This window comes from Flavobacterium shii, from assembly GCF_025847235.1.
Taxonomy (GTDB): domain Bacteria; phylum Bacteroidota; class Bacteroidia; order Flavobacteriales; family Flavobacteriaceae; genus Flavobacterium; species Flavobacterium shii.
The window spans coordinates 220,691-245,439 of sequence record NZ_JAOZEW010000004.1 but is presented as its reverse complement, the minus strand read 5'-3'; the positions used below and the strand labels follow the sequence as shown (position 1 = coordinate 245,439).

At 33.5% G+C, this 24,749-nt stretch carries 23 protein-coding genes; 2 read left to right on the top strand and 21 right to left on the bottom strand.

The window, feature by feature from the left end; translation table 11 throughout:
* Positions 1–24: 24 nt before the first annotated feature.
* From OIU83_RS06155 to OIU83_RS06105, 11 genes are all read right to left on the bottom strand, one after another.
* Complete coding sequence (locus OIU83_RS06155) at positions 25–588, bottom strand: YdeI/OmpD-associated family protein (protein WP_264205397.1); 564 nt, start codon at positions 586–588, stop codon at positions 25–27.
* On the bottom strand, positions 589–1,044 hold the full coding sequence (locus OIU83_RS06150; RefSeq protein WP_264205396.1) for an SRPBCC domain-containing protein: 456 nt from the start codon (positions 1,042–1,044) through the stop codon (positions 589–591). It abuts the gene before it with no gap.
* A 194-nt stretch (positions 1,045–1,238) separates the two neighbouring features.
* Positions 1,239–1,934 (bottom strand): alpha/beta hydrolase, encoded by a 696-nt coding sequence (locus OIU83_RS06145; protein WP_264205395.1) that lies wholly within the window; start codon positions 1,932–1,934, stop codon positions 1,239–1,241.
* Between the two features lie 70 nt (positions 1,935–2,004).
* The gene (locus tag OIU83_RS06140) at positions 2,005–2,475 is read right to left on the bottom strand and encodes a DUF1440 domain-containing protein (protein ID WP_264205394.1); all 471 of its coding nucleotides are present in this window, start codon (positions 2,473–2,475) and stop codon (positions 2,005–2,007) included.
* 43 nt (positions 2,476–2,518) lie between these two features.
* Positions 2,519–3,028, bottom strand: coding sequence for a DinB family protein (locus tag OIU83_RS06135; RefSeq protein ID WP_264205393.1), 510 nt, complete (start codon positions 3,026–3,028; stop codon positions 2,519–2,521).
* Between the two features lie 49 nt (positions 3,029–3,077).
* Positions 3,078–3,461, bottom strand: a complete 384-nt coding sequence (locus OIU83_RS06130; RefSeq protein WP_264205392.1) for a VOC family protein — start codon at positions 3,459–3,461, stop codon at positions 3,078–3,080.
* A gap of 92 nt (positions 3,462–3,553) precedes the next feature.
* A complete protein-coding gene (locus OIU83_RS06125; protein ID WP_264205391.1) occupies positions 3,554–3,763 on the bottom strand; it encodes a hypothetical protein in 210 nt (69 codons plus the stop codon).
* An 18-nt stretch (positions 3,764–3,781) separates the two neighbouring features.
* Entirely contained in the window at positions 3,782–4,156 is a 375-nt protein-coding gene (locus tag OIU83_RS06120; RefSeq protein ID WP_264205390.1) for a DoxX family protein, read from the bottom strand.
* A gap of 376 nt (positions 4,157–4,532) precedes the next feature.
* Positions 4,533–5,273, bottom strand: coding sequence for a GNAT family N-acetyltransferase (locus OIU83_RS06115; RefSeq protein ID WP_264205389.1), 741 nt, complete (start codon positions 5,271–5,273; stop codon positions 4,533–4,535).
* A 78-nt stretch (positions 5,274–5,351) separates the two neighbouring features.
* Positions 5,352–5,951 carry a Crp/Fnr family transcriptional regulator gene (locus OIU83_RS06110; protein WP_264205388.1) on the bottom strand — a complete coding sequence of 200 codons (600 nt, stop codon included), beginning with the start codon at positions 5,949–5,951 and terminating at the stop codon, positions 5,352–5,354.
* Positions 5,952–6,340: 389 nt separating this feature from the next.
* Positions 6,341–6,727 (bottom strand): hypothetical protein, encoded by a 387-nt coding sequence (locus OIU83_RS06105; RefSeq protein WP_264205387.1) that lies wholly within the window; start codon positions 6,725–6,727, stop codon positions 6,341–6,343.
* 21 nt (positions 6,728–6,748) lie between these two features.
* Between OIU83_RS06105 and OIU83_RS06100 the strand changes: the two genes are divergently transcribed.
* Entirely contained in the window at positions 6,749–6,931 is a 183-nt protein-coding gene (locus OIU83_RS06100; RefSeq protein WP_264205386.1) for a hypothetical protein, read from the top strand.
* A 78-nt stretch (positions 6,932–7,009) separates the two neighbouring features.
* Here the strand turns inward: OIU83_RS06100 and OIU83_RS06095 are convergent, their stop codons facing one another.
* The 6 genes from OIU83_RS06095 to OIU83_RS06070 all read right to left on the bottom strand — a co-directional run bounded on the left by OIU83_RS06095 (position 7,010) and on the right by OIU83_RS06070 (position 16,287).
* Positions 7,010–8,428 (bottom strand): TolC family protein, encoded by a 1,419-nt coding sequence (locus OIU83_RS06095; protein ID WP_264205385.1) that lies wholly within the window; start codon positions 8,426–8,428, stop codon positions 7,010–7,012.
* A gap of 131 nt (positions 8,429–8,559) precedes the next feature.
* Positions 8,560–11,721, bottom strand: a complete 3,162-nt coding sequence (locus tag OIU83_RS06090; RefSeq protein WP_264205384.1) for an efflux RND transporter permease subunit — start codon at positions 11,719–11,721, stop codon at positions 8,560–8,562.
* Positions 11,722–11,732: 11 nt separating this feature from the next.
* Complete coding sequence (locus tag OIU83_RS06085) at positions 11,733–12,878, bottom strand: efflux RND transporter periplasmic adaptor subunit (RefSeq protein WP_264205383.1); 1,146 nt, start codon at positions 12,876–12,878, stop codon at positions 11,733–11,735.
* A gap of 415 nt (positions 12,879–13,293) precedes the next feature.
* A complete protein-coding gene (locus OIU83_RS06080) occupies positions 13,294–13,887 on the bottom strand; it encodes a TetR/AcrR family transcriptional regulator (RefSeq protein ID WP_035622703.1) in 594 nt (197 codons plus the stop codon).
* 222 nt (positions 13,888–14,109) lie between these two features.
* Positions 14,110–15,045 (bottom strand): alpha/beta hydrolase, encoded by a 936-nt coding sequence (locus OIU83_RS06075; protein ID WP_264205382.1) that lies wholly within the window; start codon positions 15,043–15,045, stop codon positions 14,110–14,112.
* A gap of 312 nt (positions 15,046–15,357) precedes the next feature.
* Entirely contained in the window at positions 15,358–16,287 is a 930-nt protein-coding gene (locus OIU83_RS06070) for a ketopantoate reductase family protein (RefSeq protein ID WP_264205381.1), read from the bottom strand.
* A 100-nt stretch (positions 16,288–16,387) separates the two neighbouring features.
* On the opposite strand from OIU83_RS06070, the gene OIU83_RS06065 reads away from it, so the two are divergent.
* Positions 16,388–17,221: an AraC family transcriptional regulator gene (locus tag OIU83_RS06065; protein ID WP_264205380.1), complete on the top strand. Its 834-nt coding sequence runs from the start codon at positions 16,388–16,390 to the stop codon at positions 17,219–17,221.
* 504 nt (positions 17,222–17,725) lie between these two features.
* On the opposite strand, the gene OIU83_RS06060 is transcribed toward OIU83_RS06065, so the two are convergent.
* From OIU83_RS06060 to OIU83_RS06045, 4 genes are all read right to left on the bottom strand, one after another.
* Positions 17,726–20,830 carry an efflux RND transporter permease subunit gene (locus OIU83_RS06060; RefSeq protein WP_264205379.1) on the bottom strand — a complete coding sequence of 1,035 codons (3,105 nt, stop codon included), beginning with the start codon at positions 20,828–20,830 and terminating at the stop codon, positions 17,726–17,728.
* Between the two features lie 37 nt (positions 20,831–20,867).
* A complete protein-coding gene (locus tag OIU83_RS06055; protein ID WP_264205378.1) occupies positions 20,868–21,953 on the bottom strand; it encodes an efflux RND transporter periplasmic adaptor subunit in 1,086 nt (361 codons plus the stop codon).
* Between the two features lie 53 nt (positions 21,954–22,006).
* Positions 22,007–23,293, bottom strand: a complete 1,287-nt coding sequence (locus OIU83_RS06050) for a TolC family protein (RefSeq protein WP_264205377.1) — start codon at positions 23,291–23,293, stop codon at positions 22,007–22,009.
* Positions 23,294–23,389: 96 nt separating this feature from the next.
* Positions 23,390–24,748, bottom strand: coding sequence for a sensor histidine kinase (locus OIU83_RS06045; protein ID WP_264205376.1), 1,359 nt, complete (start codon positions 24,746–24,748; stop codon positions 23,390–23,392).
* Position 24,749 lies beyond the last annotated feature (1 nt).

The window sequence follows — 24,749 nt, the reverse complement described above, 5'->3', positions numbered from 1 at the left end:
CATTTTAGAAACTTTTGTTTTGATTTATGATTTCCATTTATTTTTAGATTCCATACTATCGGCTATAAGTTCGTTTAACCGCTTAATTCTTGTAACTTCTTGTTTTGCGCTCATAACCCAGTTTTTTGATACTTTTTTATAAGAAGGCGCTAATGCCTGAAAGAAATCCCATGCTTTTTCATTGGCTTTAAAAACTTTTTCAAATTCATCAGAAAAGTGAACTTCGTCAATTTCGTGTGTATAAATTCTGGATTTATTCTCTTTTCGCAATTTAAAGCTGGCAATACCTGCAGGTTGCATTAATCCTAGTTCGGTTAAAACTTCTATTTTTTTGATATTTATAGCACTCCAGATACTAGTTGCTTTTCGAGGAGTAAAACGAATAGAATAACTATCTATATCAATCGATCTGCGAACACCATCAATCCAGCCAAAGCAAAGCACTTCATCCACAGATTGTGACCATGTCATGCTAGGTTTACTGCTGTTTACTTTATAAAAACCTACCAGTAATTCGGTTTCATTTTGATGATTTTTGATTAACCATTTTCTAAATTCGGCTTGATTTTCAAAGAATTTTGCTATCATTTAATTTTCTTCTACAAGTTTTTTTATTTCTACTAAAATTGGACTCCAGCCTTCACCATTATTTAATCCTTCACAATATCTTCTTTGACCATCTGCCACTTTTGAGTAATCGCCTTGTGAAACATTCAGAATTGTTTTTCCATTATTTTCGGCCAATTCATAAGTTACATTCAGGTAATTTTCTGGAATATCGACAATTGTTGAATTTGGATCAAAAGTAGAATAAATAAGCTTTTTATTAGGTTCGATACTTACAATATTTCCTTTTACAAAAATAATATCGGTACCTTCATAATTGCCTTGCCAAAGTAGTTTACTCCCAACTTTCCAATCTGAGAGAGCTTCACAACCAAACATATAAATTTTTGTTTTCTTTGGATTAGTTAATGCATCCCATACTTTATGTGCAGGAGCATTTATCTCGATGGTATTATTAATTGTTAATTGGGTCGCCATGATTATTTTGTTTTTGCTTGTTCTATGTGTAAAAAAATTAACACATAGGAACATAAATTTTAAATAATAACCTAAGATGTGTTTTTATAAATCATCTTTGATGTATTATTTAAGCTATGTCACTATGTGTTAACAGAAATAATTAAATAGGATCCTTATTTGCTTTAAGTAAAATAAAGAACTGTTATATATGATTATTCAACAGCTTTTGCAGCTTCCAAAATTAGTTCTAAAACTCCTTTTGGGTGAGAAGCCAAAGAAGCATGACTTGCATCTAAATGAATTATTTTTTTAGGTTTCATTCTGTCGGCCATTTCTTTTTGAGTTACTGGTGGAATCATATGATCGTTATCGGATATCTGATACCAACTCGGTTTTGTTTTCCAGGCAGGTTCACCCGATTCTGCTCCAAAGCAACTACCATGAATAGGTTTTTGAGCTAAAGCCATTGTTAATGTATCTTTTTCGTTTAAATCCTGACAGAAACTTTCGTGGTACTTGTCATATTTAATCCATAAAAAACCTTTACTATCAGGGTAAATATTTGCTCCCCCTGATGGTTGATCTCTGCGTCCGAATATACCACCTAGACTTTCGCCTTTATCTGGTGCAAATGCTGCAATATAAACCAAACCTACTACTTTGTCATGATGCCCAGCGCCACTTATTACCGAACCTCCATAAGAGTGCCCTACCAATAATACTTTGCCATCTTGTGCATCGATTAAATCTTTTGTTTTTTGGATGTCATCATCCAGTGATGTTAACGGGTTTTGTACGCTTCGAACTTTGTAGCCTTCTTTATGCAAAGCCGGAATGATGTGTTGCCAATGGGAACCATCTCCCCAAGCGCCATGAACCAATACAATGTTTAAATCTTTTGTTGCCATGATAAATAATTTTTAAGTTAAAATAATTCGTTTAAAGCATAGGTTTATCTCATTGGGACTTAAATAATAATCACCTATTTGATGAATAGTAGTGTTTTTTTGTAATAAATGCGATAGGAAGTCCGATGCAAAACACCAGTATTAGTATCGATAACAGTAACGGGAAATCTAAATTCTTGGCAGGTAAAACTGGAAATACAATTGGAAGAACAATTAGGTTCATTACTATCCAAACAAAAACACCATATGTAAATCCTGAGAGTAAAGTATTATTCTTTAAAAATGGGATGTATGGGTAAATTATAAGATAAAATAAAGCAAAAAGCACAGCAATTATAAAATGAAACAATAGCCCGTAGTAAAGCACTTTTGGATCTCCGGAATAAGCGTCTTTTTTTAAAATACCACTTGCGATTGATTGCAGAATTTTGGTTGCAGTAGTTTTTTGTAATATAAATGCATAAATAATAATAGAGGTAATAATATCCAATGTGCCTGCAACTAAACCAGATAATAAAACAGTTCCTACTTTTGATTTCATATAAAGACAGTATAAGTTTTGCGCTGAAGATTATAATTAAAATTTACCGATTCGCTAAGCCCTTGAAAATTGCATTTAATTGTTTTGTATGTCTCATTATATGGATAAGTGAGAAATTAATCCATTCATAAATTGTAAATTTTCCAAAAGGAGGAATTTCAAAATTGAGACATGTTAATGTTAAATCATATGTTCCAGAGATATGCAATAATTCTTCTTCTATTTTTTGCAGAGATAAAGTTAGCGAATTTTTATCGTATTCTATATCTGGAGGTATTATGAATTCAGGCGATTGCATTTTTATAGAAAAATCCAAAAAAATAGCTTCGATATCTTTAACTTTTTCATCATGTTTTCGTGTAGTCGGTTCAGTGGGACCACTGCACATTTCGGGATAACCGGAACTTGCCATGATAAGATGTTGTACAACTTGTCCCGCAGTCCAACTTCCTTTATATGGAGCTGTATTAAGTTCGCTTTCGGAGAAAGAAGAAAGTATCTCGTTTAATTGCTCAAACGTCTCAATAATTTTTTTTTGAAGTGCTGATTTCATTTTGTCGATTAATTAAGAAATTATAATATTTTTTTAGAAAGTATATTTTTCATTTTATTATCGATGTTATCCACCATACATTCCCAAAAGGGTCTGTTATGCCGCAGGTTCTCCCATAATCCTGATTGCTTAATTCCATTAACGTTGTTGCTCCAGAGTCTATCGCTTTTTTATAGGTTTCATCGGCATTGGCAACATATATAAATAAGTTTGCTGTTTGTGGTTTCCAATCACTTGTCGCTTCGCTAAACATTATAGTACTTCCGCCAATTGTAACTTCTGAGTGTCTTATTGTTTTTCCATCTTCATGTAATTTGTGCATGCTTGCTGTTAACTGTGCGTCAAAAGCTTTTTTGGTAAAGTCAATAAACTTTTGAGCTCCATTAAGCATTAAATAAGGCATTACCGTTTGATGTGTTGTTGGGATTTCCATTTATTCTATAATTTGCTGATTAATAATAGAATAAAATTACAATATTTAAAAGTTTTAAATGATTAAAAATCAGTTAATTATGTTGTTTTGTGTTATGGGAGTACTTCACACTGATAACCATGAAAATTAAGGAGTTTGATTATTTTTTGATTTGAAATCATCAAATCATCAATCCGTAAAATTTTGTCACAATCTTCCAAGTCAAAATTAATACGACTATTTGGAAAATGTTCAAGAAGTTTTTCAACAATCATTTTGGATTGCTCTACTTCCTGAACATTTGTTTTGAAAACTTCTATCATTGATTTTCTAATTTATAACTAAATGCCTTTGTGATTCAGTAGTTTGTGATAATTGATGTATGAGATTATCAAAATTACCAGAAAGATTAATGGGAAGAATACTTGAAAGCCAATTCCGTCTACAGAAAAATGGCTTATTGAAGCAAATATAAAATCGAAAGCAAAACCGGCATAAGCCCATTCTTTAATACGATTTGGGATTGTTGGGATTACCAATACAAGTACGCCCAAAATTTTAAAGACAACCAATGCATTGCCAAAGTACTCAGGATAACCTAGATGTCTGATTCCTTCTTTGGCAAGTTCTGTTTGAGATGTAAAGGCTGCCATGACTCCTTCGAATAAGAAAATGATAATAGTAGTTACCCAGAAAATAATTTTTGTTGATTTCATTTTGTTAGCTTTTAGATTGGTTATTAATTACTTATGTAAATTTACAACTATTCTTTTCTCATTAAATACGTATTTACGACTATTTAAGGGGCATATACGACAATCATTTTTTATCATTAAAGAATAAAGGTTTATGCCACAGATTAGAAGGATTTTTGATAAAATAGAGTATTTACTCAATTTGTTTTGTTGCAATCTTGTCTCTCTGTGGCGGAGTCGGAGGATCATTTCGTGGAAAAAAATTAACCGCAGAGTCCGCAGTCCCGAAGCCTCGGGATACGCAAAGACCACAAAGTTTTGCAACTTTTTAATCTTTATAATTTGTGGCAAAAACATAAAACTTAATTTTACTTAATCTCTTAATGATTTAAAGTTTTCACTCACTTTTTAAAACGTAATTTTTTATAATAAATAAGTCTTCAAAGCCAAGTTTAGTGTAGATGCCTTTTCCCATTACGGATGCTTGTAGTAATGCATACTCGGCTTTTAAATCTATAGCAATATTGAGTGCATATTTCATGATTTCTTCGGCAAAACCTTTTCTTCTCATTTCTGGGATTACGCCTACGCCATGGATTCCGATGTTGTTTTCGGTTTGGAATAGCATAAAAGTTCCTATTGACTGGTTCTGGTAAGTTACTAAGTGAAATTGTACTTCGTTGTAATTATGTATTAGAATCTCTTTACTAATTACATAGCCAAATGCATTTGGATATAAATCGGCCCAGATTTTTGCCTCTTCTGCATTCCAAATACGTTTAAATTCTAATGTGTTTTGTAGCTCAAATGGTTTGTCTAGTTTTAATGCCATTGCCACTTGTTCTGTTTTTTTGACCAAGCCTTTGGCTTCTAGAATTTCATTAGAATTTGTTCCGTAGATATCCCAATACGGAATCACCAAATTAGGATTGGCTTGTAGTGTTTCAATTGCTTTTTCGGCACTACCTAATGTAAGGTCTTGGTTGAACCACAATTTATTGGGCCAACCGGAGTTTTCTATTTTACAATATTCGAAAGTATCTTTTTTATGGTTTGATTGAAAAGGTGTTCCTACTGTTTTCCATAAACGGGTAAGATTACTAATATTGTCTGCGATTAAGTTTGCTTTTTCTTTCATTTCGATACTATTTATAGCGGAATATAAAACAAAGATAAGTCTAGTGTTTTACTTGGATCTTTACATATGTTGATTTAGCTATTTATCTAAACTTTTCCGTATTCGGCTTAATTGGGTTGGCGTAATTCCAAGATGTGATGCTATATGGAGTAGGGGAATCCGATGCGAAATATCGGGATGTTTGGCTAAAAGGTTGAGGTATCTTTCGGTTGCATTTTGCATAACCAGTGAAATTTCCCGTTGTTCTTTTTCGATTACCCAATTTTTTTCGAGATAAGCGATATAATAATTTTTTAAATCGTCGTTTTGATTAATTAGTTCTCTGTATTTCTTGTAGTTTATAGCGATAAGAATACAATCTTCTAATGCTTCGATTGTAAAATCGGATGGAGTTTGCTGCAATAACGAAACTTTTGAACCTGCAAAAGAACCTTCAAGAAAGATATTCTTATTATAAATATTGCCTTCGTTATCTGTAATATAAGCTCTTAATGCTCCTTTGCATATAAAGTGGATTTCTTTGGCAATCTGTCCATTATTTAATAGAATTCCTCCTTTTTTTAAGAATTGAAACTCAACGATATTCTCTATTAATTTCCAAGATGCTTCGGTAATCAGAGCATAGCTTTGGAAATTTAATTTTAAATCGTTGCTATATTTATCTTTATTGAATGTCATTTTGTAGTTTTTCGACTTATCAAAAATAAGAAAATAAAATGGCTTGTGGGTAAATGGTACGCTGATGATGCGGATTCGCTATCGCGAAAACGCGGATTTACACGGATTTTTTTTATTACTGCTGGTTACTCACATTACTGGTCTTCGACTCAGACTGACATATGTGATTATGATTGCTGAGTTTCTTGTGTGACTTCTCGTTCCTCGAAGTGACAAGACTTGCTGTGCGAAGTCTGCCGACTTCGTACCCGTTCCAATTTTTTTACAACTTTAGATTATTGTTGTCGGTACGAAGTCGGGAGACTTCGTACAGCGAACTTCTTTAGCCAGGAAAAGATATAGTGTACAGCAGGGAAACTAACACATTTTTAAAAACTGTTAGGATAAGATTAGTGTTTTACTTTTTTTGCTTTTAGTTTTCTCCATTGAGCTATTGGAATAATATCACCGGAAACGACTTCATTTACATAGATATCATTGCAATTTTTCTTATTTACATAAAAAAGATTGTAGGTTTCCCATCGGGTTTCGCCATTATAACCTGTGGCAACTTCAAAATAGGATTTGTTTTTAATGATTTTATCATCAGTCATATAGGAAACTCCTTTTGTGTGATTTGAAATGGAATCAATATATTTTTGCTGCAATTGTACTTCTTTTAATTCTGAAATCACTTGTATCGCCTGATCTTCGGTTCCGCAAGTTGAGTTTGTTTTGCTTTGGGCAATACAGTTGATAAAAATCAAACAAAAAAGCAGGTTGTAAATGAGTTTCATATTGGTTATAGTTTATTAAAAATGATGCTATTAATAACTACAAAAGTATATTTTATATCTGATTTATTATGGTTTGTTTCTTCTAAATTTTGCTTTTTAGCCCTGATGGAAACGGCATCCTTTTATGGCGATCCCGACACTTCGGGATGCCATAAAAGATATAGTGTACAGCAGGAAATAGCTCCTCATTCTACTAAATTATAACTGTTTTTGGATAATAAAAAAACGCTGCAAAACCTAAGTCTTGCAGCGTTCCCGCCTCAAATTAATAATAAAACCTTATTATTTCCATCCTCCGCCAAGTGCGCGATATAATTCGGTATTGGCAGTTAATTGTTCGCGTTTAATATTGGCTAGTTCCAACTCGCTTTGTAGTATATTAGCTTGTGCTGTAATTACTTCGAGATAGTCTGCCATTCCGTTTTTAAACAACATAGTCGAGTTGGTTATCGCTTGTTGCAACGTTTTTACGCGTTCTTTAAGAAAGAATTGTTGTCTTTCTAGTTTTTCTATTTTTACTAATGCGTCTGATACTTCGCTTACAGCAACTAGTACCGATTGTCGGAAGTTTAATACTGCTTTTTCTCTTTCGGCTTTGGCAATATTGTATTGTGTTCTTATCTTTTTGCTGTTTAATAAGGGTTGTGTTAATCCGCCTATTGCTGTTCCGAATAATGAAGCTGGTATATTAAACCAATTGCTTGTTTCGAAAGAATTTAAACCTCCGTTTGCTGTAATTTTAAGCGATGGGTATAGGTTTGCTTTTGTAATCCCTACGCTTGCATTTGCTTTAACGAGGGCTAATTCGGCACTTTTTACATCAGGTCTTTGTCTTACTAATGAAGATGGAATACCTGATTTTAAATTCTCTTTTAACGCAATTGAATTTAGCGTAATTGTTCTCTCTTTAGAACTAGGAAATGTTCCTGTTAATACACTCAATGCATTTTCCTGAATTGCAATATTTTGTTCCAATAAAGGGATTAGTTGTGCTGCAATTAGTTTTTGTGCTTCCGATTGCTGAATGGCTAATGACGTTACCTGACCAGCATCGTATTTTAACTTGATGATGAAGGTTGTACTATCATTTAATTTCAGGTTCTTTTTGGCAATTTCTAATTGTGAATCTAGCATTAATAGGTTGTAATATCCTTTGGAAACATTAGATACTATGGTTGTTTGCAATGCTTTTTTTACTTCTTCGGATTGAAGATATCCTGCATAGGCACTTTTTTTCTGACTACGGATTTTACCCCAAATATCTGCTTCCCATGATAGTCCGATTCCTGCCGAATAATCCTCGATATGGTTTGTTTGTAAGGCCTGACTTAAGTTATGACCTGTAAAACTATTTTCGGATGGTCGATTGGTATTTGCACTCACAAGAAGATTTAGCTCCGGAATATTTCCCCATTTTGCCTGCGTTAATTGATATTGTGCAATTTCAATATTTTTGGTTGCAATTTGCAAATCATTATTTTTTGTAATGGCACTGTCTATCAGTTTTACGATGTCTTTCTCTGTAAAGAAGCTTTTCCATTCCAAATTGGCAATACTTGTTGTATCGCTTGAAGCGGATGCATTCCTGAAAGTATCAGGAAATGCATCTTTTGGAACTTCGATATCCTTCGAGACTTTACAGGATATGAATGTTGTGATTAAAAGGACCGCAACAACTGTTTTGGTTATATAATTTTTCATTTTATATGGTATCATTAATTTTTTTGACATTTATCTTCTGGCGCTTCAAGTGCTTTTGAAACTTTCCAGGATATTAATGTAAAGACAACAAATACTGTTATCAGAACTGATGTTATATAATTTTCCATTTTTTATTTTTCTTCGTTATGAATTACGGCTAATGATTTTCCAGAAACCTTTTCTTGTAAATGTTGGAATACGATAAATAAAACCGGGATGATTAATACCCCTAGGATTACTCCTGAAATCATTCCGCCGGCTGCACCGATACTTATCGAATGGTTACCCATTGCAGATGGTCCTGTGGCGCTCATCATCGGGATTAATCCCACGACAAATGCTAGTGATGTCATGATAATTGGTCGTAGCCTTAGTTTTGCTGCTTCTATAGATGCCGCAACCAATGATTTACCTGCTTTTCTTCGCTGTGAGGCAAACTCGACAATAAGAATCGCATTTTTGGCCAATAAACCTATAAGCATGACTAGGGCAACTTGTACGTAAATGTTGTTTTCGATTCCTGTTAATCCGATTGCTACAAATACTCCAAATATTCCCACTGGGATAGATAGAATTACTGCCAATGGCAAGATGTAGCTTTCATACTGTGCTGCAAGTAGGAAGTAAATGAACACAAGACATAATAGGAAAATCGTTGTCGATTGACCTCCTGAAGAAATTTCTTCGCGTGTTTGTCCTGAGAATTCATAACTATAACCTGCGGGTAATTGCTGTGCAGCAACTTCCTCAATTGCTTTAATGGCATCTCCGGAACTAAATCCTGGTTTTGGGATTGCATTTATCGAAATCGAGTTAAACAAGTTGTATCTCGATGCAGTTTCGGAACCATAGATACGAGTTAGTTTTACCAAAGTATTGATTGGAACCATTCCGCCATTTTTGTTTTTTACAAAAACATTATTGATTGATGATGGTTCAGCTCTATCATCGATGTCTGCCTGAACAACTACTCTGTAATATTTACCAAATCGATTAAAGTCGGATGCTTGTGCACTACCAAAATAAGCTTGCATGGTTTGTAAAATGTCTTTTACATTCACGCCCAATTGATCTGCTTTTTCATCATTTATATCCAATTGTAATTGTGGATAATCGGCTTTGAAACTGGTAAAGGCTACTGCAATTTCTGGTCGTTTCATTAATTCTCCAATAAAAGATTGAGAGATTCCACTGAATTTATCCAGTTTACCACCTGTTTTATCCTGAAGTACCAAATCCAACGCTTCTACGTTGCTGAAACCAGGAACTGTAGGAAAGCTGAATACGAAGAAACTACCCTTTGAAATGGCTCCCAATTTACCTTGAACATCTGCCATTATTTTATTAATGTCTTTGATTTCTCCACGTTCCTCATTTGGCTTAAGTAATACAAATATTACTGCAGATGATGGACTTGTTGAGTTCGTTAACAAGTTAAAACCTGAAATTGCTGTTACAAATCGTGATGCATCTAATCCTCTTAACGTATTTTCGGCTTCAGTCATTACTTTCTGAGTTCCATCTAATGATGTTCCTGATGGTGTGTTTACCGCAATGGCAATAAAACCTTGATCTTCTGTAGGGATAAATCCTGCAGGAGTAGTTTTTACCATTAATATTGTTGCTGCTGTTATTACTGCTAATCCTCCTAAACTAACCCATTTGTTGCGTATTAAGAATCTTAAACTACCTACGTAACGGTTTGTTAAGGAATTAAAACTCTTGTTGAAACCTGTAAAGAATTTTTCTTTGAATCCTTTTTTAGCTTCTGGATTATCTCCGTGTCCTGCATGGTTATCTTTTAAGAATAAGGCTGCTAGGGCAGGGCTTAATGTTAATGCATTTACTGCCGAGATTACAATTGCAATTGCCATTGTAAAGGCAAACTGACGATAGAAAACTCCTGTTGAACCTTCCATGAAACCTACTGGTAAGAATACGGCTGCCATTACTAAAGTAATCGAGATAATTGCTCCAGTGATTTCGTGCATCGCTTCGCTCGTTGCTACTTTTGGCGATAAATGTTTGTGTTCCATTTTGGCATGCACCGCCTCGACGACGACAATCGCATCATCGACAACAATACCAATTGCTAAGATTAAAGCAAATAGCGTTAATAAGTTTATCGAAAAGCCAAATAGCTGCATGAAAAAGAACGTACCCAAAATAGCCACAGGAACTGCAATTGCAGGAATTAATGTAGATCTAAAATCTTGTAAGAAGATAAATACCACTATAAATACTAGTATAAAAGCTTCTACCAAAGTGTGTTTTACCTGATCTATAGATTGATCTAATGAAACTTTTGTGCTATAAAAAACATTTTGTTTTATTCCGGCAGGGAAATTTTTAGCCGATTTTTCCATCAGCTTATTAATTGCTATCTGAATTTCATTGGAGTTTGATCCTGCTAACTGGATAATACCAATTACTACACCTTTTTTACCATTTAAACGAGTTAAACTATTGTATGAATAGGCTCCAAGTTCTACTCTTGCTACGTCTTTTAAACGAAGTATGGATCCATCTGCGTTTGCACGTATAGCAATATTTTCATATTCTTCGGGTTTTGTTAATTTCCCTTTGTATTTGATAACGTATTCAAAAACTTCTTTACTTCGTTCTCCAAATTTACCTGGAGCCGCTTCTAAACTTTTATCCTGGATAGCTTTCATCACCTCATTTGGGGTAACCTGATAGGTAGACATTTGTGTTGGGTTTAACCAAACACGCATAGAATAATCTCTTACACCACCAAATATACTTGCAGATCCTACTCCCGGAATACGTTTAATTTCTGGAATAATATTGATTTGTGCATAATTGGCAACAAATGTTTGGTCATATTTAGTTTCGTCTTCGGTATATAAACCAATACCCATGATAAAACTATTTTGTTGTTTGGCAGTGGTAACACCTTGCTGTACAACCTCTGTAGGTAATTGGCTTGTTGCTTGTGCAACCCTGTTTTGCACGTTTACTGCAGCCTGATCGGCATTAGTACCCAATTTAAAGAAAATTGTAATAGCTAGTGTGCCATCATTACTGGCTGTTGAGCTCATGTAGGTCATGTTCTCCACACCATTTATAGACTCTTCGAGTGATGGAGCAACAGAACGCAATACCGTTTCTGCACTAGCCCCCGGATAAACTGCCGTTACCAAAACCGATGGCGGCGCAATATCGGGAAACTGTTGTAAAGGCAATTTTGTAAGTCCAAGTACTCCTAATATCACCAATAAAATGGAAATAACAGTTGCCAGTACAGGTCTTTGTATAAATATTTTGAACATTTTTCGTGTAATTATTTTTTGTTAATTATTTGGGCAACTTTAGTTGGTGTTGATTTCTCAGGCTGAATTACCTGTCCTTCCTGAAGTTTGTCGATACCACTTAATACGATTTGGTCACCAGATTTTACACCATCTTTAATAAGATAATCTGTTCCTGATTTTCCGATAATCGTAATTGGCATTTTGTTAACCTTGTTTCCTTTGTTTAATGTATAAACGAAAACTTTATCCTGCATTTCTATAGTAGCAGATTGTGGAACCAAGATTGCATCGTCATGCTGAATCCCCAAACGGATTTTTCCTGTATTTCCAGAACGTAAAGTTCCGCTAGCATTAGGGAAAGTCGCTCTAAGTGTTATTGCACCAGTGTTTTTATCAAATTGACCATCAACCATATCAATTTTTCCTAATTGAGTATAAGCATTTCCATCGGCTAGTATTAAAGAAACAGGAGGTAAGTTTTTTATTTTATCACCAATTGTATTTCCGGAATATTGCGATTTAAAGTTGATGAAATCTGTTTCTCCTAATGAGAAATAAGCATATACTTCATGAACATCTGATAGTTTGGTTAATGGTTCAACATCTGATGCTGAAACTAAACTTCCTTGTTTTTTAGGAAGTCTTCCTATGTAACCACTTACAGGTGCTGTGATTGTAGTATAACTCAAATTAATTCTGGCAGATTCTACCATTGCTTTTGCTTGCTCAATAGTAGAAGCAGCAATTCTGTGAGAAGCTTTTGCAGTTTTTAACTGATAGTCAGAAACTACTTTGTTTTGTACAAGAGGAGTTAATTTGTCAATTTCCAATTGTGCGTTAATCAATGCTGCTTCGGCTCCGTGAAGGTTTGCGAGTGCATTGTTAAGTTGCTCACGGAAAGGGCGTTCGTTTATTTTAAATAAAGATTGTCCTTTAGAAACGTAAGCACCTTCATCTACAAAAACACGGTCTAGGTTTCCACTTACTTGTGGACGGATTTCTACATCAATTGTTCCTTGTATCGAAGCAGGATATTCAGAATCTGTAGTTGCATCTGCATTTTTAATTGCAAGTACTGGTAATAATGGGGCAGGAGCAGCGGGTGCTTGAGCCTTATCTGCACATCCTATTACAACTAAGGCAAGGATGATACTGGTTAAGATTACATTTTTCATTTTAGTTTTAATTTTAATTTGTTGGACATTTGAGTTATTTGTATTCTGATTGGGTTTTGTATTCTTGTGATTCGCTTTTAATTGCATTAAATTTTCTAACATTGTTAAGTAAATTGCTGTAAAAATCCATATAATTATTCCTTCCAGTTATATGATACTATAATTGGTATTAAATTATTTATCACTGTTAAGTGAAGTGGCAAAAAAATCAATTTATCCTTCGACTCTGTTATGAGCGACTATTAATTGAAAATTATGGTATTAAATTACTGTATTAAATTTTCTAACGTTGTTAAGTAGAATGATAAAAAAAAACTTCTTTGGTTTTTCTTTAATTCAACTTAGAATAATAAAATTTGGTCCAAAATTACTACATTAAATTATTTATCAGCGTTAAGTGAGCATTAAATTTTTTTTAACGTATTGATTTTATGATTCCACCAATAGCATCTTTTAAAATTTGCGTATTGATTGTTTCTAAAACTTCACTTTTGTTAATGATATTGATTGAAATTAATCCGTGAATAACAGAAAAGAAAGTAAAATACTTTTGTTTTATTACTTCTTCAGTTGGTTTGCTATCTTTCATTATTTCGGCAATAACGGCAACAAATAATTTGTAGGGTGCTTCAGAAGCCGAACATCGTTCGTTACAACAAGTCATTTGCACTCCAAACATTAATTGATACATTTCGGTATCGGTAAATGCAAAATCCCAATATGCCATCCACATTGCTTCAAGCTGTTCCTCAGGATTATCGTATTTGTTTCTAGCTTTTTCTAGTTCAATGGTTAATTTTACAAAACCTCTACCTGTTAGTTCTTGTAATATTGCTTCTTTGTTAGAAAAGTATTCATAAATGATTGGGGCAGTATATTCAATCTTATCAGCGATTTTTCGCATACTAAGACCTTGCCAACCTTCATCTTTTACAATAGTACAGGCAGCATCCAGAATGTTCTTTCTGGTTTCTTCTTTTTGTCTTAAAATTCGATCTTTGCTTGCCATTTTTATAGAGTATTAAATTGTTTAACACCGTTAGGCAAATGTATGGCAATTTTTAGTATTACAAAATAATTCTTTCATAGTTTTTTTTTATCGTGTGATAAGTAATTTTTAAGACTGAACAATTTTATCGCTCTGGAGGTAGCTTAATCCCCGTCCAGCCTGATGATTTTTAAAATTTAGATTATGAATAGAAGGTCAAAAAGGATTTACTGAAATTAATAATTAGCTCTTTATTGACTCTAAAAATTGAATTATTTCGGTTTTCATAGTCGTCAATCCGGGTTCTTCATAAGGTGCATGTCCACAATTTTCTAATAAAACTAACTTTTTTGGACAATTTAGTCTATCATAAAATGGTTTACTGGTTGCTAATGTTGTCCAGTTATCTTTATCGGGTTGAAGAAATAAAAGGGGGGCAGAAGTATAATTTTCAGGTTCTATTGCGGGAGTAAAGTTCATATATGTTCTTAGAAAACGTAATTTTACTTTACTTCCTCCAGCTAGTTTATCATTCGAAAATACTTTAGAAAAATTACTATCATTTGTTATTTTCTCCATTTTGCAAAGCCATTTTATAGGGAGTTTAACAGAATCCAAAATTAACTTGAAAGCATTACTTAATGGTAATCCAATTCTACTTAAAAACATATTCGTTGCCAAATCATCCTTCACTTTTTGAGAACGTGGATCTGCCAATGTCGTAACTATAATTCCTTTTACATTTTTATTTTTTGCAGCAACCTGATAAGCTAACATTCCGCCAACGCTAAGACCAAATAATATTATTGGTCTACTATCTTTTATTAGTTCCTGATCTATAAAATCAGAAATACAATCTATCCAAACCGAATAATCAATATTTACATTCTTTGGATTTTTTGTTAGTCCGTAGCCAATTAAATCCGGTGCAACATATTCATAACCTTGATTGTGCAAGAAGTTACCAAACAATCCAATTACTCTTCCGTTCCCACCAGCACCATGAAGAATGATTACTTTAAATGGAGAATCTGCATTTTTCATCCGATCCAAATGAATAGCATAGTCTTTCCATTGCCAATATTCTTCTGTTGGAAGTTTATTGTCTTTATATTGCAAATCTTCGGGTAAAAAAAGATTGTACTTTTTCCAATAGGATGTTTCGCTGTAATAATTCATTCGTTTAAGATAATAAAAAAGGTATAAAGTGGGAAGTAAAATATGGAAGATGTGAGAAGAAAGATTTTAAAAGAAAGATGTGAGAAACTAGAAGTAAGATGTGGTATATTCCGCATGTTTGTAGGTGTACAGCAGCGCGTCTTCGCAATCAAAATCACACATTATACTAAAGACAAAATAGGTGGTTTCTTGGGGAGTTTCTTACTACTTACCACTTTTCTCTGCGTTTACTTTATGAAACTTTACAAAATAATTCTCTTAATAATACCTACAAGGTCAAAAAAAGACCTTGCAGGAAATCAATCTTTCAATCTACTTCACGAAACTCATTGAAATAATCTTTTCGTTTACACTTTCGTAAAAGGGAGTTGGGATTTCGTGTTTCTTGCAATTTTCGATAACGTAATCTACTAAGAATTGTTTCTCTGTTTGATTGTTGTTTTCGAAATCCAATTGTAAAGATGATTTAGATTCAAATGGAAATTTAGTCAATAAATCTTTAGAAGTTTCAATGTCTTCATTTGTCAAGCTGATATTATTTTTGCTGGCAAGCGACTGAATTTCAATCATCATATTTTCGAGAATATGCATTAGGTTTTTATCTTCCAGAAGTTGACCAAATGAAACATTGTAAGCTGTTGTTATTGCCGCAACTGGAGCTACAAAAAGGTATTTTTTCCAAAGTATTTGATCGATGTTTGGGACATAAGTAATGTCTAAACCACCTGCTGTTAATAAATCAATTAACGATTTATTCTCTTCTCCTCCAACAAAAATTTTCCCAGGTCCTCCAACATGTTGAATATATCCTGGTTTTTTTACATTGGAAGCTACATAAATACAACCTTCCGTAATTTTCCCTAGTTCTGGTAATGTTTTTCGAATGATTTCTTTGGCATTTACAACATTTTGTAAAGTGATTATAATAGTGTCGGCACTTATACAATCTTTATAAGTAGCTAATATTTCGTTTACCGAGTAGGATTTGCTTGTGATTATAAGTACATCCAAGATTCCAATTTCGGCTGGATTATCTGATACTAAATCAGGGAATATAGTTTCTTTTGTACCTTTAGATTCAAATATTAATCCGTCTTTTTGAATGGTGTTTTTAGTTTCGCCTCTGCAAATGAATATTATTTTGGTAGTACTGTCTTTATATTTTTTTGCCAATGGAGCGCCAACAAATCCGCCGATTCCACCAATTCCAAGAATTCCTATTTTTATTGTATCCGAGTTCATCTTTTAGTATTTAAGGTTTAAATTATTGATGCAAAGTAAATAGGTTTACATTTATTAAATGATGTAAAAATATAGGTTATATTTGTAAAATTTAAGGATTATGAGAGATACCTTTTTTATATACAAAGATTTCGAAATTTATTCGGTTGAAGAACTCACTTGGAAGAAAGAAGTGCACAGGCATAATTTCTTCGAGTTATTATATATCGAATACGGAACGGGTAATCATATCCTAAATTCGATTCATCATAATTATAAAGAACACGATATTTATTTGCTTACGCCAAAAGACTATCATTCTTTCAAAACATTAGAACCTACAAAGTTTCATTGCTTGCGTTTTCTTCCTAATTTCTTTTCGAATAAAAAAGAAATTGAAGAAATCGAGAAGCTATTTTATTATCATAATCTGCTTAATGGGAATTTGATTTTCTTAGAAGATGATAAAGCATTCTGTGAATTGGTTATTTTGAAAATATTAGATGAAGTAGGAAAGCAAAAAGGGCAGAATGAAATCATAATTAAAAGTTTGATGATGTCGCTTATTCAAATAATTAGGAGGAATGCGAGTATTAATGAAAGCAATCTAAATATCCAAACTACCGAAATTTTAAAGATAGATACTATTTTAAGTTACATCCGTTCGAATATTGCGAATCCTCATTTGCTAAAGAAAAAAGAAATAGCCAGTCACTTTAATGTTTCTATAAACTACATTGGGGAATATTTTAAAACCCATTTAAATATAACTTTAAGAGATTATATTGAGCGAACTAAACTAAAAGTTGTAACCGAAAAATTAAGCAAAAGCAATCTGACTTTCTCTGAGATTAGTAATGATTTAGGGTTTATAGATAGTAGTCATTTTAATAAATTCATCATGCGAAGTACAGGTAGTTCTCCATCTGAGTTTAGGAAGAAGTTAATTGTTTAGGTGCAGAGGTATAGAGTTACAAAGGTACAGAGGTATAGAGGTGCAGAGGAACAAAGGTTTAAAGATTTTCTGTAGAGGCGCATAGTAGTGCGTCTTTAGCATATAGTAAAGGAACGCGGATGACACGGATTCGCTTAGGCGAAAACGCGGATAAAAACGGATTTTTAAAAATTAAAAAATCTATTTAATCTAGATTTCTTTGTCTATATGCCTATAATAAACTATAATCTAAAAAAATCCGTTTTTATCTGCGTCTTTCCTTTAGGAAATCCGCGTCATCCGCGTTCCATTTTTAGGCAATCTAGGCAATGCAAAAAGGGATTTAGGTATAAAGGCGCAAAGGAAAATAAGAAGCGGATTACATGGATTTGGTTTTTATATATTGAATCAAATTAATTCGAGAGAATTTGTGTAATTCGTGGCAAAAAACTAGATATTATATAATAAAAAAAACACCTTTAAACATTGCGCTTAAAGGTGTTTTTAAAATTTAATTTATTCAGATTATGAATCTGTTTTATCGGTATCTTTTTTACGATATACCAAATAAAATACTTGTGGTAATACAGTTAAAGATAAAATCATACAGGTTATTAATCCTCCTACAATCATAATTGCCAATGGTTTTTGTACTTCTGATCCCATTCCTGTTGATAATGCAGCAGGTAATAATCCGAGAGATCCCATAAGAGCAATCATTACAATAGGACGAATACGACTATAAATACCATTTGAAATCGCATCTTTTAGATGCATTCCCGCTCGCATATTTTCTCTAATGATTCCTATGAGGACAATACTATCAATTGCACTAACTCCAAAGAGAATAATGAAACCGATTCCCGCCGATATTCCAAATACAGTTCCCGTAACCCAAAGAGATAGGAAACCACCAATAAAAGCATATGGCATTGCACTTATTGCAACCAAGGTATCTTTGAAATTACCGAAATTGAAATACAATAAACATAAAATCAATACTAATACAACGGGAACAATCATCGCCAATTGTTTTGAAGCTCTTTCTTTGCTTTCAAATTCTCCTGCCCATTTCATTACATTTTCCTTAGGTAGTTTTACTTCTGCAGCCACTTTTTTCTGTGCTTCATCAATTGTGCTTCCTAAATCTCGACCTTCGATACTAAAACCTACAGCAATATATCGACTGTTTCCTTCACGATAGATGAATGTTGGACCAGTTTTATACTCTACGGTAGCGATTTCTTTTAAAGGAACCTTTTTGCCGTTCATGGTTGGAATAAGAATATCTTCAATTTTTTCTTTCGAGTCACGATATTCTTTTTCGAATCGCAATGTAATATCAAATATCTTTTCGTCATCATAAAACTTGGTTGCTGCTTGTCCACCAATTGTCATTCGGATTACAGCTTGCGCATCGGCTGTTGTAATGGCATAACGCGCCATTTTTTCGTCATCAAGTTGGATTCTTAATTCAGGTAAACCAATGTTTTTATATACATTAATATCTTCAATTCCTCTAACATCTTTTATAGATTTGGCGACTTTTGCAGCCATTTCCTCGAGTTGGAAAAGGTCATTTCCGAATATTTTTATAACAAGAGGACTTTTCACACCGGCGACATATTCTTCTACATTATCTTGAATCGGCTGACTGAAACCAAATCCTATTCCGGGATACACGTCCAGCTCCTTCTTAATTTCGGCGATTAAGTCCTCTTTACTAATTTTACGTTTCCATTCATCCTGATGCAATAATTCAATATGCAATTCGATATTAAAGAAACCTGTTGGATCAGTACCATCATTTGGTCGTCCTGTTTGGGTAAGTACAAATTTTACTTCTTCAAATTTCCTTATTTTCCCCTTCATTTCTTTCGTAAGCCTAACAGCTTCATCAAGATTTATACTGTTGGGTAAAGTCGCTCGCACATAAATTGCTCCTTCGTTTAGCTTAGGAATAAATTCGGAGCCATAGAATGCAAATTTTGCACAACATACAGTTAGTAATATCAAGAAACCATATAATGTTGCTTTACGATTTCGAGTACTCCATTTAAAAAGTTTAAAAAGGTTTTCTCTAAAGAAACGCGAAATCATATTTTCTTTCTCTACAATATTTTTGGTCAACATTACTTTACACATTGCTGGTACATAAGTAAGTGACAAAATCAATGATCCTAATAGCGCATAACTTAATGTAAAGGCTAGGGGAGAGAACATTTTTCCTTCCACTTTAGTGAAAGAAAATATTGGCATCAACGCAACAATTAAAATAATCAATGCAAAGAAAATATATGTAGCTACACTACCTACACTTCTCTTGATAAGTCCCATTTTACTCATGCTATTAAAGCGTTCCATTCCCACTTTATGAGCCTTCTTCTCGAGCGAGACGAATACTTGCTCGACAATTACGAGCGTTCCTTCCAGTAATAAACCGAAATCGAGCGCTCCCATAGATATTAAGTTGGCTGGTAATCCCTGAATTCGCAACATTATAATTGCAAATAAGAATGAAAGAGGAATTACAGATGCTACAATCAACGATGTACGCCAATTGTAAAGGAAAATAAACACGATTAAGGAAACAAGTAATATACCTTCGATAAGGTTTTTTGTAACTGTTTTTACGGTTGTATTTACCAATTCGGTACGGTCAATAAACGGAACAATTTTTACATTATCCGGAAGAACTCTTTCATTAAGTTCGTTTAAACGGCTTTTAAGCCTCTTTATAACCTCACCCGGATTTTCTCCACGTAACATAACTACGATGCCTTCTACGACATCATCATCGCCTTGTAAACCTACTTGCCCTAGTCTGGGCTTGGCAGAGATACTAACTTCGGCTACGTGTTTTACCAGTATTGGTGATGATCCTTTGGTTTCGATAAGGATATTACCGATATCTTCTACTTTATTGATTAGTCCAACTCCTCTTACTACATAAGCCTGGTCACCACGTTGTATTACATCTCCACCTACGTTTACATTACTTTTGGAAACGGCTTCATAAACATCCAATGCAGATAGATTGTAATTTTCCAGCTGTGTAGGATTAATTTTTATTTCGAATATTTTCTCTTCACCACCAAAACTTACCACATCGGCAACACCAGGTACAGATATCAATTCTCTCTCGATTACCCAATCCTGAATGGCTTTTATTTCCTTAATTGGTAAATCACTTTTTATAACATACCTGAATATTTCGCCTGTTGCCCCGGATGGTGGCTCAATGTCTACATCGGCTCCTTCTGGGAGATCCAATCCGTTAAGGCGATTTGAGGCATATTGCTGTGCGTAAAAATCATCTACATCATCATCAAATAATACGGTAACAACTGATAATCCAAAAAGCGAAATAGAGCGTACTTCGGCTTTTTTAGGAATGGTATTCATTTGTTTTGAAATCGGAAGTGTGATAAATTTCTCCACTTCTTCGGCACTTCTTCCTGGCCATTGTGTAATTATCCTTGCCCGGGTATTAGTTACATCGGGAAAAGCTTCTATAGGTGTATGGATATAGCTTACTATACCGGCGACTAGTAATATAGCTGTCAGGAAAAAAACTATAAGTGAGTTTTTTAGCGAGAAAGCAACTAAGCCTTGTACAAATTTTTTCATGTCTTGTATTGTGTTTATCCGTTTTTATGGAGGATACTTAGTTTTTTAATCTTTCGTGAATTAACAAGTGATTTTTAGTAATAACCATTTCACCTTCTTTAACTCCTTTATCAAAATAAATCCAGTTGTTATTTTTTATAACAGGATTAATTTCTCTGGTTTCGATTGTACAATCATCTTTATAGATTAAGATATAATCACGATTGTTATCAAAAATGGCTGCTTTTGCAGGAACTGCTGCCAGCATTTCGCCACCTATACTTTTGTCGATAACGATGTCTGCAGTCATTCCGGGTTTCAATTTTAAATTCTTGTTTTCCATAACAATTCTTGCCTTTAGAACATGCTCATCGGCATCAAAAACTTTAGCAAGCATTGTGATTTTTCCTTTAAAAACTTCACCGGGATAAGCGGGTGTTGTAACATCTACTAGCATATTCTCGGTTACATTTTTCAGATTACTGGTATAAACATTTACCAATACCCAGATTTCTTTTAAATCAGAAATTGTAAAAAGAGGATCGCTACCATCGGTTATTTGCATTCCCGGGCTAATGTTTTTGGCAACTACGTATCCTTCTGTTGGTGCTTTTATCTGAAAAACGGCTCTTTCGCTACTAGCGCTGAACATAGCAAGATTTGCTTTTACGTTTTCCAAAGATGATTTTAAAACATCCAATTCACTTTGTGCTTGCATTAGGTCTTTTTGTGAAGCGATACCATCATCAAACATTGATTTTGTCGATTGTAATTGGCGTTGTGCAACAGCTAATTGTGATTGCAACGATTTACTTTCGGATTGCATACTGTTAAGTTCTGTACTTTTTATCTCAGCAAGTATTTGTCCTTTTTTCACATAATCCCCCAACGAAAATGTAGTTTTGGTAATAATCCCCTCTACAAGGCTATTAAACTGCACCACATGATCGTTGTTATAGGTTATGTTTCCAGTAAGATTTATGGATTGAGTTACTGCACGTTTCTGAACAGGCTCTATAGTAATTTTTTCTTTTAATGCTTTATCAATACAAAATTTTTCATCTTTAGTTTCTTTAACTTCTTCCTTTTTGCATCCGTAAACGAGCATTAGCCCTAGTATAGGTAGTAAAATAAATTTCTTCATTATGTTTTGTTATTATTATCAGATAATTAGTGATCTATTCTGATTTCGGGTTTTTAATTAATTTCCTGACCTGCTATGTAGCGTAGTTCTTCAAGGTTTTTATTAAGATCTTTTTTAGAGTTTAGTAGTATCGATTTGTTATCCAAATATGCATCTACAAAATCAAGATATTCCAACATACTCGTATTTCTTTGCATGAAATTTTTGCGATAACTCTCCAAAAGTTTATCTAAATCTCCTTCATAACTTGCATCGACACTATCATAGAGTTTCTTGGTAACTATTAAATCCTCGTATGCTTGTAATACTTCTGCTTGTACACTTATTGTTTTCTCTTCGGTAAGTAATTTACCTTGGTCGATAGCTATTTTTGCAGCTTTTATATTTCCTTGATTTCTATTGAAAAAAGGAAGATCCAGAGAGAAGCCAATACCAACAAAATCGTTCATCAAACTGGCACCACGATCATAGCTAACGCCAAGAGTAACATCTGGTGTGCGCATTGCTTTTTCGTATTTGTACTTATTACTGTTATATTCATTTCCTAGTTTTAGGACTTTCATATCTGGTCTGTTTTCTACAGCCGATGCCATAAGATTCCCCAGATTTATATTTTCGATGTTTTTATTATCGGGAACAAAGCCATCTTCGGTAAGTTTGATATAACTTGTAGCAGGTAAATTCATAAGAACTTTAAGCTCTTTTTGCAATGAATTATTCTCTTTTTTAAGATCACTGATTTCTTTTAGGAATTGTAATTCAGTTGCTTTTAGTCTTATATATTCGCCTTTACCAATATTTCCTTGTGCAACTTGGTTGCTGTATGCTTTTAATAATGTTTGCATCGATGCAAGTTGTTTTTGATAAACAGCTTCCTGAGCTTGTACAAATTGTAATTCGGTAAGGTTACCTCGAAACTCGATTTTTAGATTACGTAAAAAAGTTTTGAAATATTCTTTGGCGATATCTACGCCAACTTTTTCCATGGCAATCATCTTTTTTCGTTTCCCAGCTGTTTGAATAAGTTGTTCCAGCTCGGCAGTTACTTGGGATGTTGTACCAAAATTACCCCATAATGGAGGTAATTCCTGTGCTGTGGCATTGTTCCAAAGATTTATCTCACCAATAGTAAGCGTAGGATTGGGCCATAATTTTGCCTGAATAACTTGTGCATCGGCAATATCGATATTCAGTTTTTCGGAAATAAGAGAAAGGTTCTTATCCAGAAACAAAGCCTCGGCCTGTGTTCGGGAAAGAACAATTGTATCGTTTATTGTAGCAATTTGTGCCACACCTTTGTGCGATACAATAACGAGTAGGGTTAAAAGTATACGTTTCAAATTAAGTTGTTTTAATATGATGCAAAGCTACTTGCGGTATATTAAATGATAATTTGATGTATGTTAAAAATAGATTAGAGCAACATTAGAAAACGATTAGAGTGGAGGAAATAGTAATGTTACAACAGTACCTTCATCTTTTTTTGAAGTAATTGTAAAATGAATATTATTTTGCTTGAAGATAATATTAGCCAAAGAAAGTCCTACACCGCTACCTTTTATATCATTCACATTTTTGCCTCGGTAAAAGGTTTGTTTGATAAATTTTAAGTCGTCTTTGCTAATGCCTGTTCCATGATCTTCGATTAAAATTTTAAGTTGATCATCCTGTTGCAAAAGACTTATTTTTATAGGATTACCATTTGAGTATTTTACGGCGTTCTCTATAATATTGTATAAAGCAATCTTAATTTCGTTACTATTTCCTTTTATAGAAAGTAGCTTATCATTAATGATTTCTATTGCAACTTGTATTTGAGAATCTTTTAATTGATAAACAGATGGTAATTGGTCATTAATATCCCATACTAATTCATCGACTCTAAAAATTTCATTGAGTTCTGTATTATCTCTTAAACCAGAAAGCATCATTAGCGTATTTAGCGTATCTTCTATCTGATAGACATTCTCTAATACTTTTTCGGACATTTGTTTGTATTCAGTACTCGTTCTTTCTTTTTGAGCAAATACCTCCAAATTTCCAGATATGGCAGTTAAAGGAGTTTTAAATTCATGAGAAACATAATTAATGAAGTTTTTCTGGATTACAAAAGTATCCGATAATCGCTTAAACAAGTTGTTGTAAGTTTCTATAAGTTCCTGTATATCGTCTTTGGTATTTGGGGAAATAATATGTCTGTCGAGAGAAGAAGCTTCTATTTCATTAACCTGATTTATAATGTTTTTTATAGGACTGTACGCAAGGTTCGAAAGTAAACGGCTCACAATATATATTATTACGAGTCCAATAACCAAAACCAGAATCATAATGATAAGCAATCGGCTTGTGATGGTTTTAAATTCAACATCATTTTTTTTGACAAAAACAACAAAATCCCCTTGATTATCATGGTAAAAACTTCCGAAATAGAAGTGATGATTTGATTTAAAACTTAATTTTCTATTCTTTCGAATATAATCAAGACGCTCTGGATTTATATTTTTATCGCCTTGTTTTTCACCATAAACAATTTGATTATGCTCATTATAAACGCGTGTTACTATTTCCAGAGAATTCTCTCTAAATTGTTGCCCAATTATTAGATGCTGGTTTTTGGGTAGTTCATCTTTTTCCAAATAGAAAATACCGGTTAACAAACAGGTTTTTTGAAGTTCATTATAAATCATCTTCTCCGAATAGCTATAAAAAGAGAAGTATGTTATAATCGAAGCAATTATAAATACGACACTAAACGTGAATGATGATATTAATGTAAATCGGTTACGTATTTTCATG

What these genes read in the sequence shown, in the direction of transcription:
- OIU83_RS06045 (WP_264205376.1), bottom strand. Translation starts at nt 24,748, where the DNA reads ATGAAAATACGTAACCGATTTACATTAATATCATCATTCACGTTTAGT.
- OIU83_RS06120 (WP_264205390.1), bottom strand. Translation starts at nt 4,156, where the DNA reads ATGAAATCAACAAAAATTATTTTCTGGGTAACTACTATTATCATTTTC.
- OIU83_RS06105 (WP_264205387.1), bottom strand. Translation starts at nt 6,727, where the DNA reads ATGAAACTCATTTACAACCTGCTTTTTTGTTTGATTTTTATCAACTGT.
- OIU83_RS06125 (WP_264205391.1), bottom strand. Translation starts at nt 3,763, where the DNA reads ATGATAGAAGTTTTCAAAACAAATGTTCAGGAAGTAGAGCAATCCAAA.
- OIU83_RS06155 (WP_264205397.1), bottom strand. Translation starts at nt 588, where the DNA reads ATGATAGCAAAATTCTTTGAAAATCAAGCCGAATTTAGAAAATGGTTA.
- OIU83_RS06090 (WP_264205384.1), bottom strand. Translation starts at nt 11,721, where the DNA reads ATGTTCAAAATATTTATACAAAGACCTGTACTGGCAACTGTTATTTCC.
- OIU83_RS06115 (WP_264205389.1), bottom strand. Translation starts at nt 5,273, where the DNA reads ATGAAAGAAAAAGCAAACTTAATCGCAGACAATATTAGTAATCTTACC.
- OIU83_RS06065 (WP_264205380.1), top strand. Translation starts at nt 16,388, where the DNA reads ATGAGAGATACCTTTTTTATATACAAAGATTTCGAAATTTATTCGGTT.
- OIU83_RS06130 (WP_264205392.1), bottom strand. Translation starts at nt 3,461, where the DNA reads ATGGAAATCCCAACAACACATCAAACGGTAATGCCTTATTTAATGCTT.
- OIU83_RS06100 (WP_264205386.1), top strand. Translation starts at nt 6,749, where the DNA reads ATGATGCTATTAATAACTACAAAAGTATATTTTATATCTGATTTATTA.
- OIU83_RS06080 (WP_035622703.1), bottom strand. Translation starts at nt 13,887, where the DNA reads ATGGCAAGCAAAGATCGAATTTTAAGACAAAAAGAAGAAACCAGAAAG.
- OIU83_RS06150 (WP_264205396.1), bottom strand. Translation starts at nt 1,044, where the DNA reads ATGGCGACCCAATTAACAATTAATAATACCATCGAGATAAATGCTCCT.
- OIU83_RS06135 (WP_264205393.1), bottom strand. Translation starts at nt 3,028, where the DNA reads ATGAAATCAGCACTTCAAAAAAAAATTATTGAGACGTTTGAGCAATTA.
- OIU83_RS06095 (WP_264205385.1), bottom strand. Translation starts at nt 8,428, where the DNA reads ATGAAAAATTATATAACCAAAACAGTTGTTGCGGTCCTTTTAATCACA.
- OIU83_RS06145 (WP_264205395.1), bottom strand. Translation starts at nt 1,934, where the DNA reads ATGGCAACAAAAGATTTAAACATTGTATTGGTTCATGGCGCTTGGGGA.
- OIU83_RS06070 (WP_264205381.1), bottom strand. Translation starts at nt 16,287, where the DNA reads ATGAACTCGGATACAATAAAAATAGGAATTCTTGGAATTGGTGGAATC.
- OIU83_RS06110 (WP_264205388.1), bottom strand. Translation starts at nt 5,951, where the DNA reads ATGACATTCAATAAAGATAAATATAGCAACGATTTAAAATTAAATTTC.
- OIU83_RS06055 (WP_264205378.1), bottom strand. Translation starts at nt 21,953, where the DNA reads ATGAAGAAATTTATTTTACTACCTATACTAGGGCTAATGCTCGTTTAC.
- OIU83_RS06085 (WP_264205383.1), bottom strand. Translation starts at nt 12,878, where the DNA reads ATGAAAAATGTAATCTTAACCAGTATCATCCTTGCCTTAGTTGTAATA.
- OIU83_RS06060 (WP_264205379.1), bottom strand. Translation starts at nt 20,830, where the DNA reads ATGAAAAAATTTGTACAAGGCTTAGTTGCTTTCTCGCTAAAAAACTCA.
- OIU83_RS06140 (WP_264205394.1), bottom strand. Translation starts at nt 2,475, where the DNA reads ATGAAATCAAAAGTAGGAACTGTTTTATTATCTGGTTTAGTTGCAGGC.
- OIU83_RS06075 (WP_264205382.1), bottom strand. Translation starts at nt 15,045, where the DNA reads ATGAATTATTACAGCGAAACATCCTATTGGAAAAAGTACAATCTTTTT.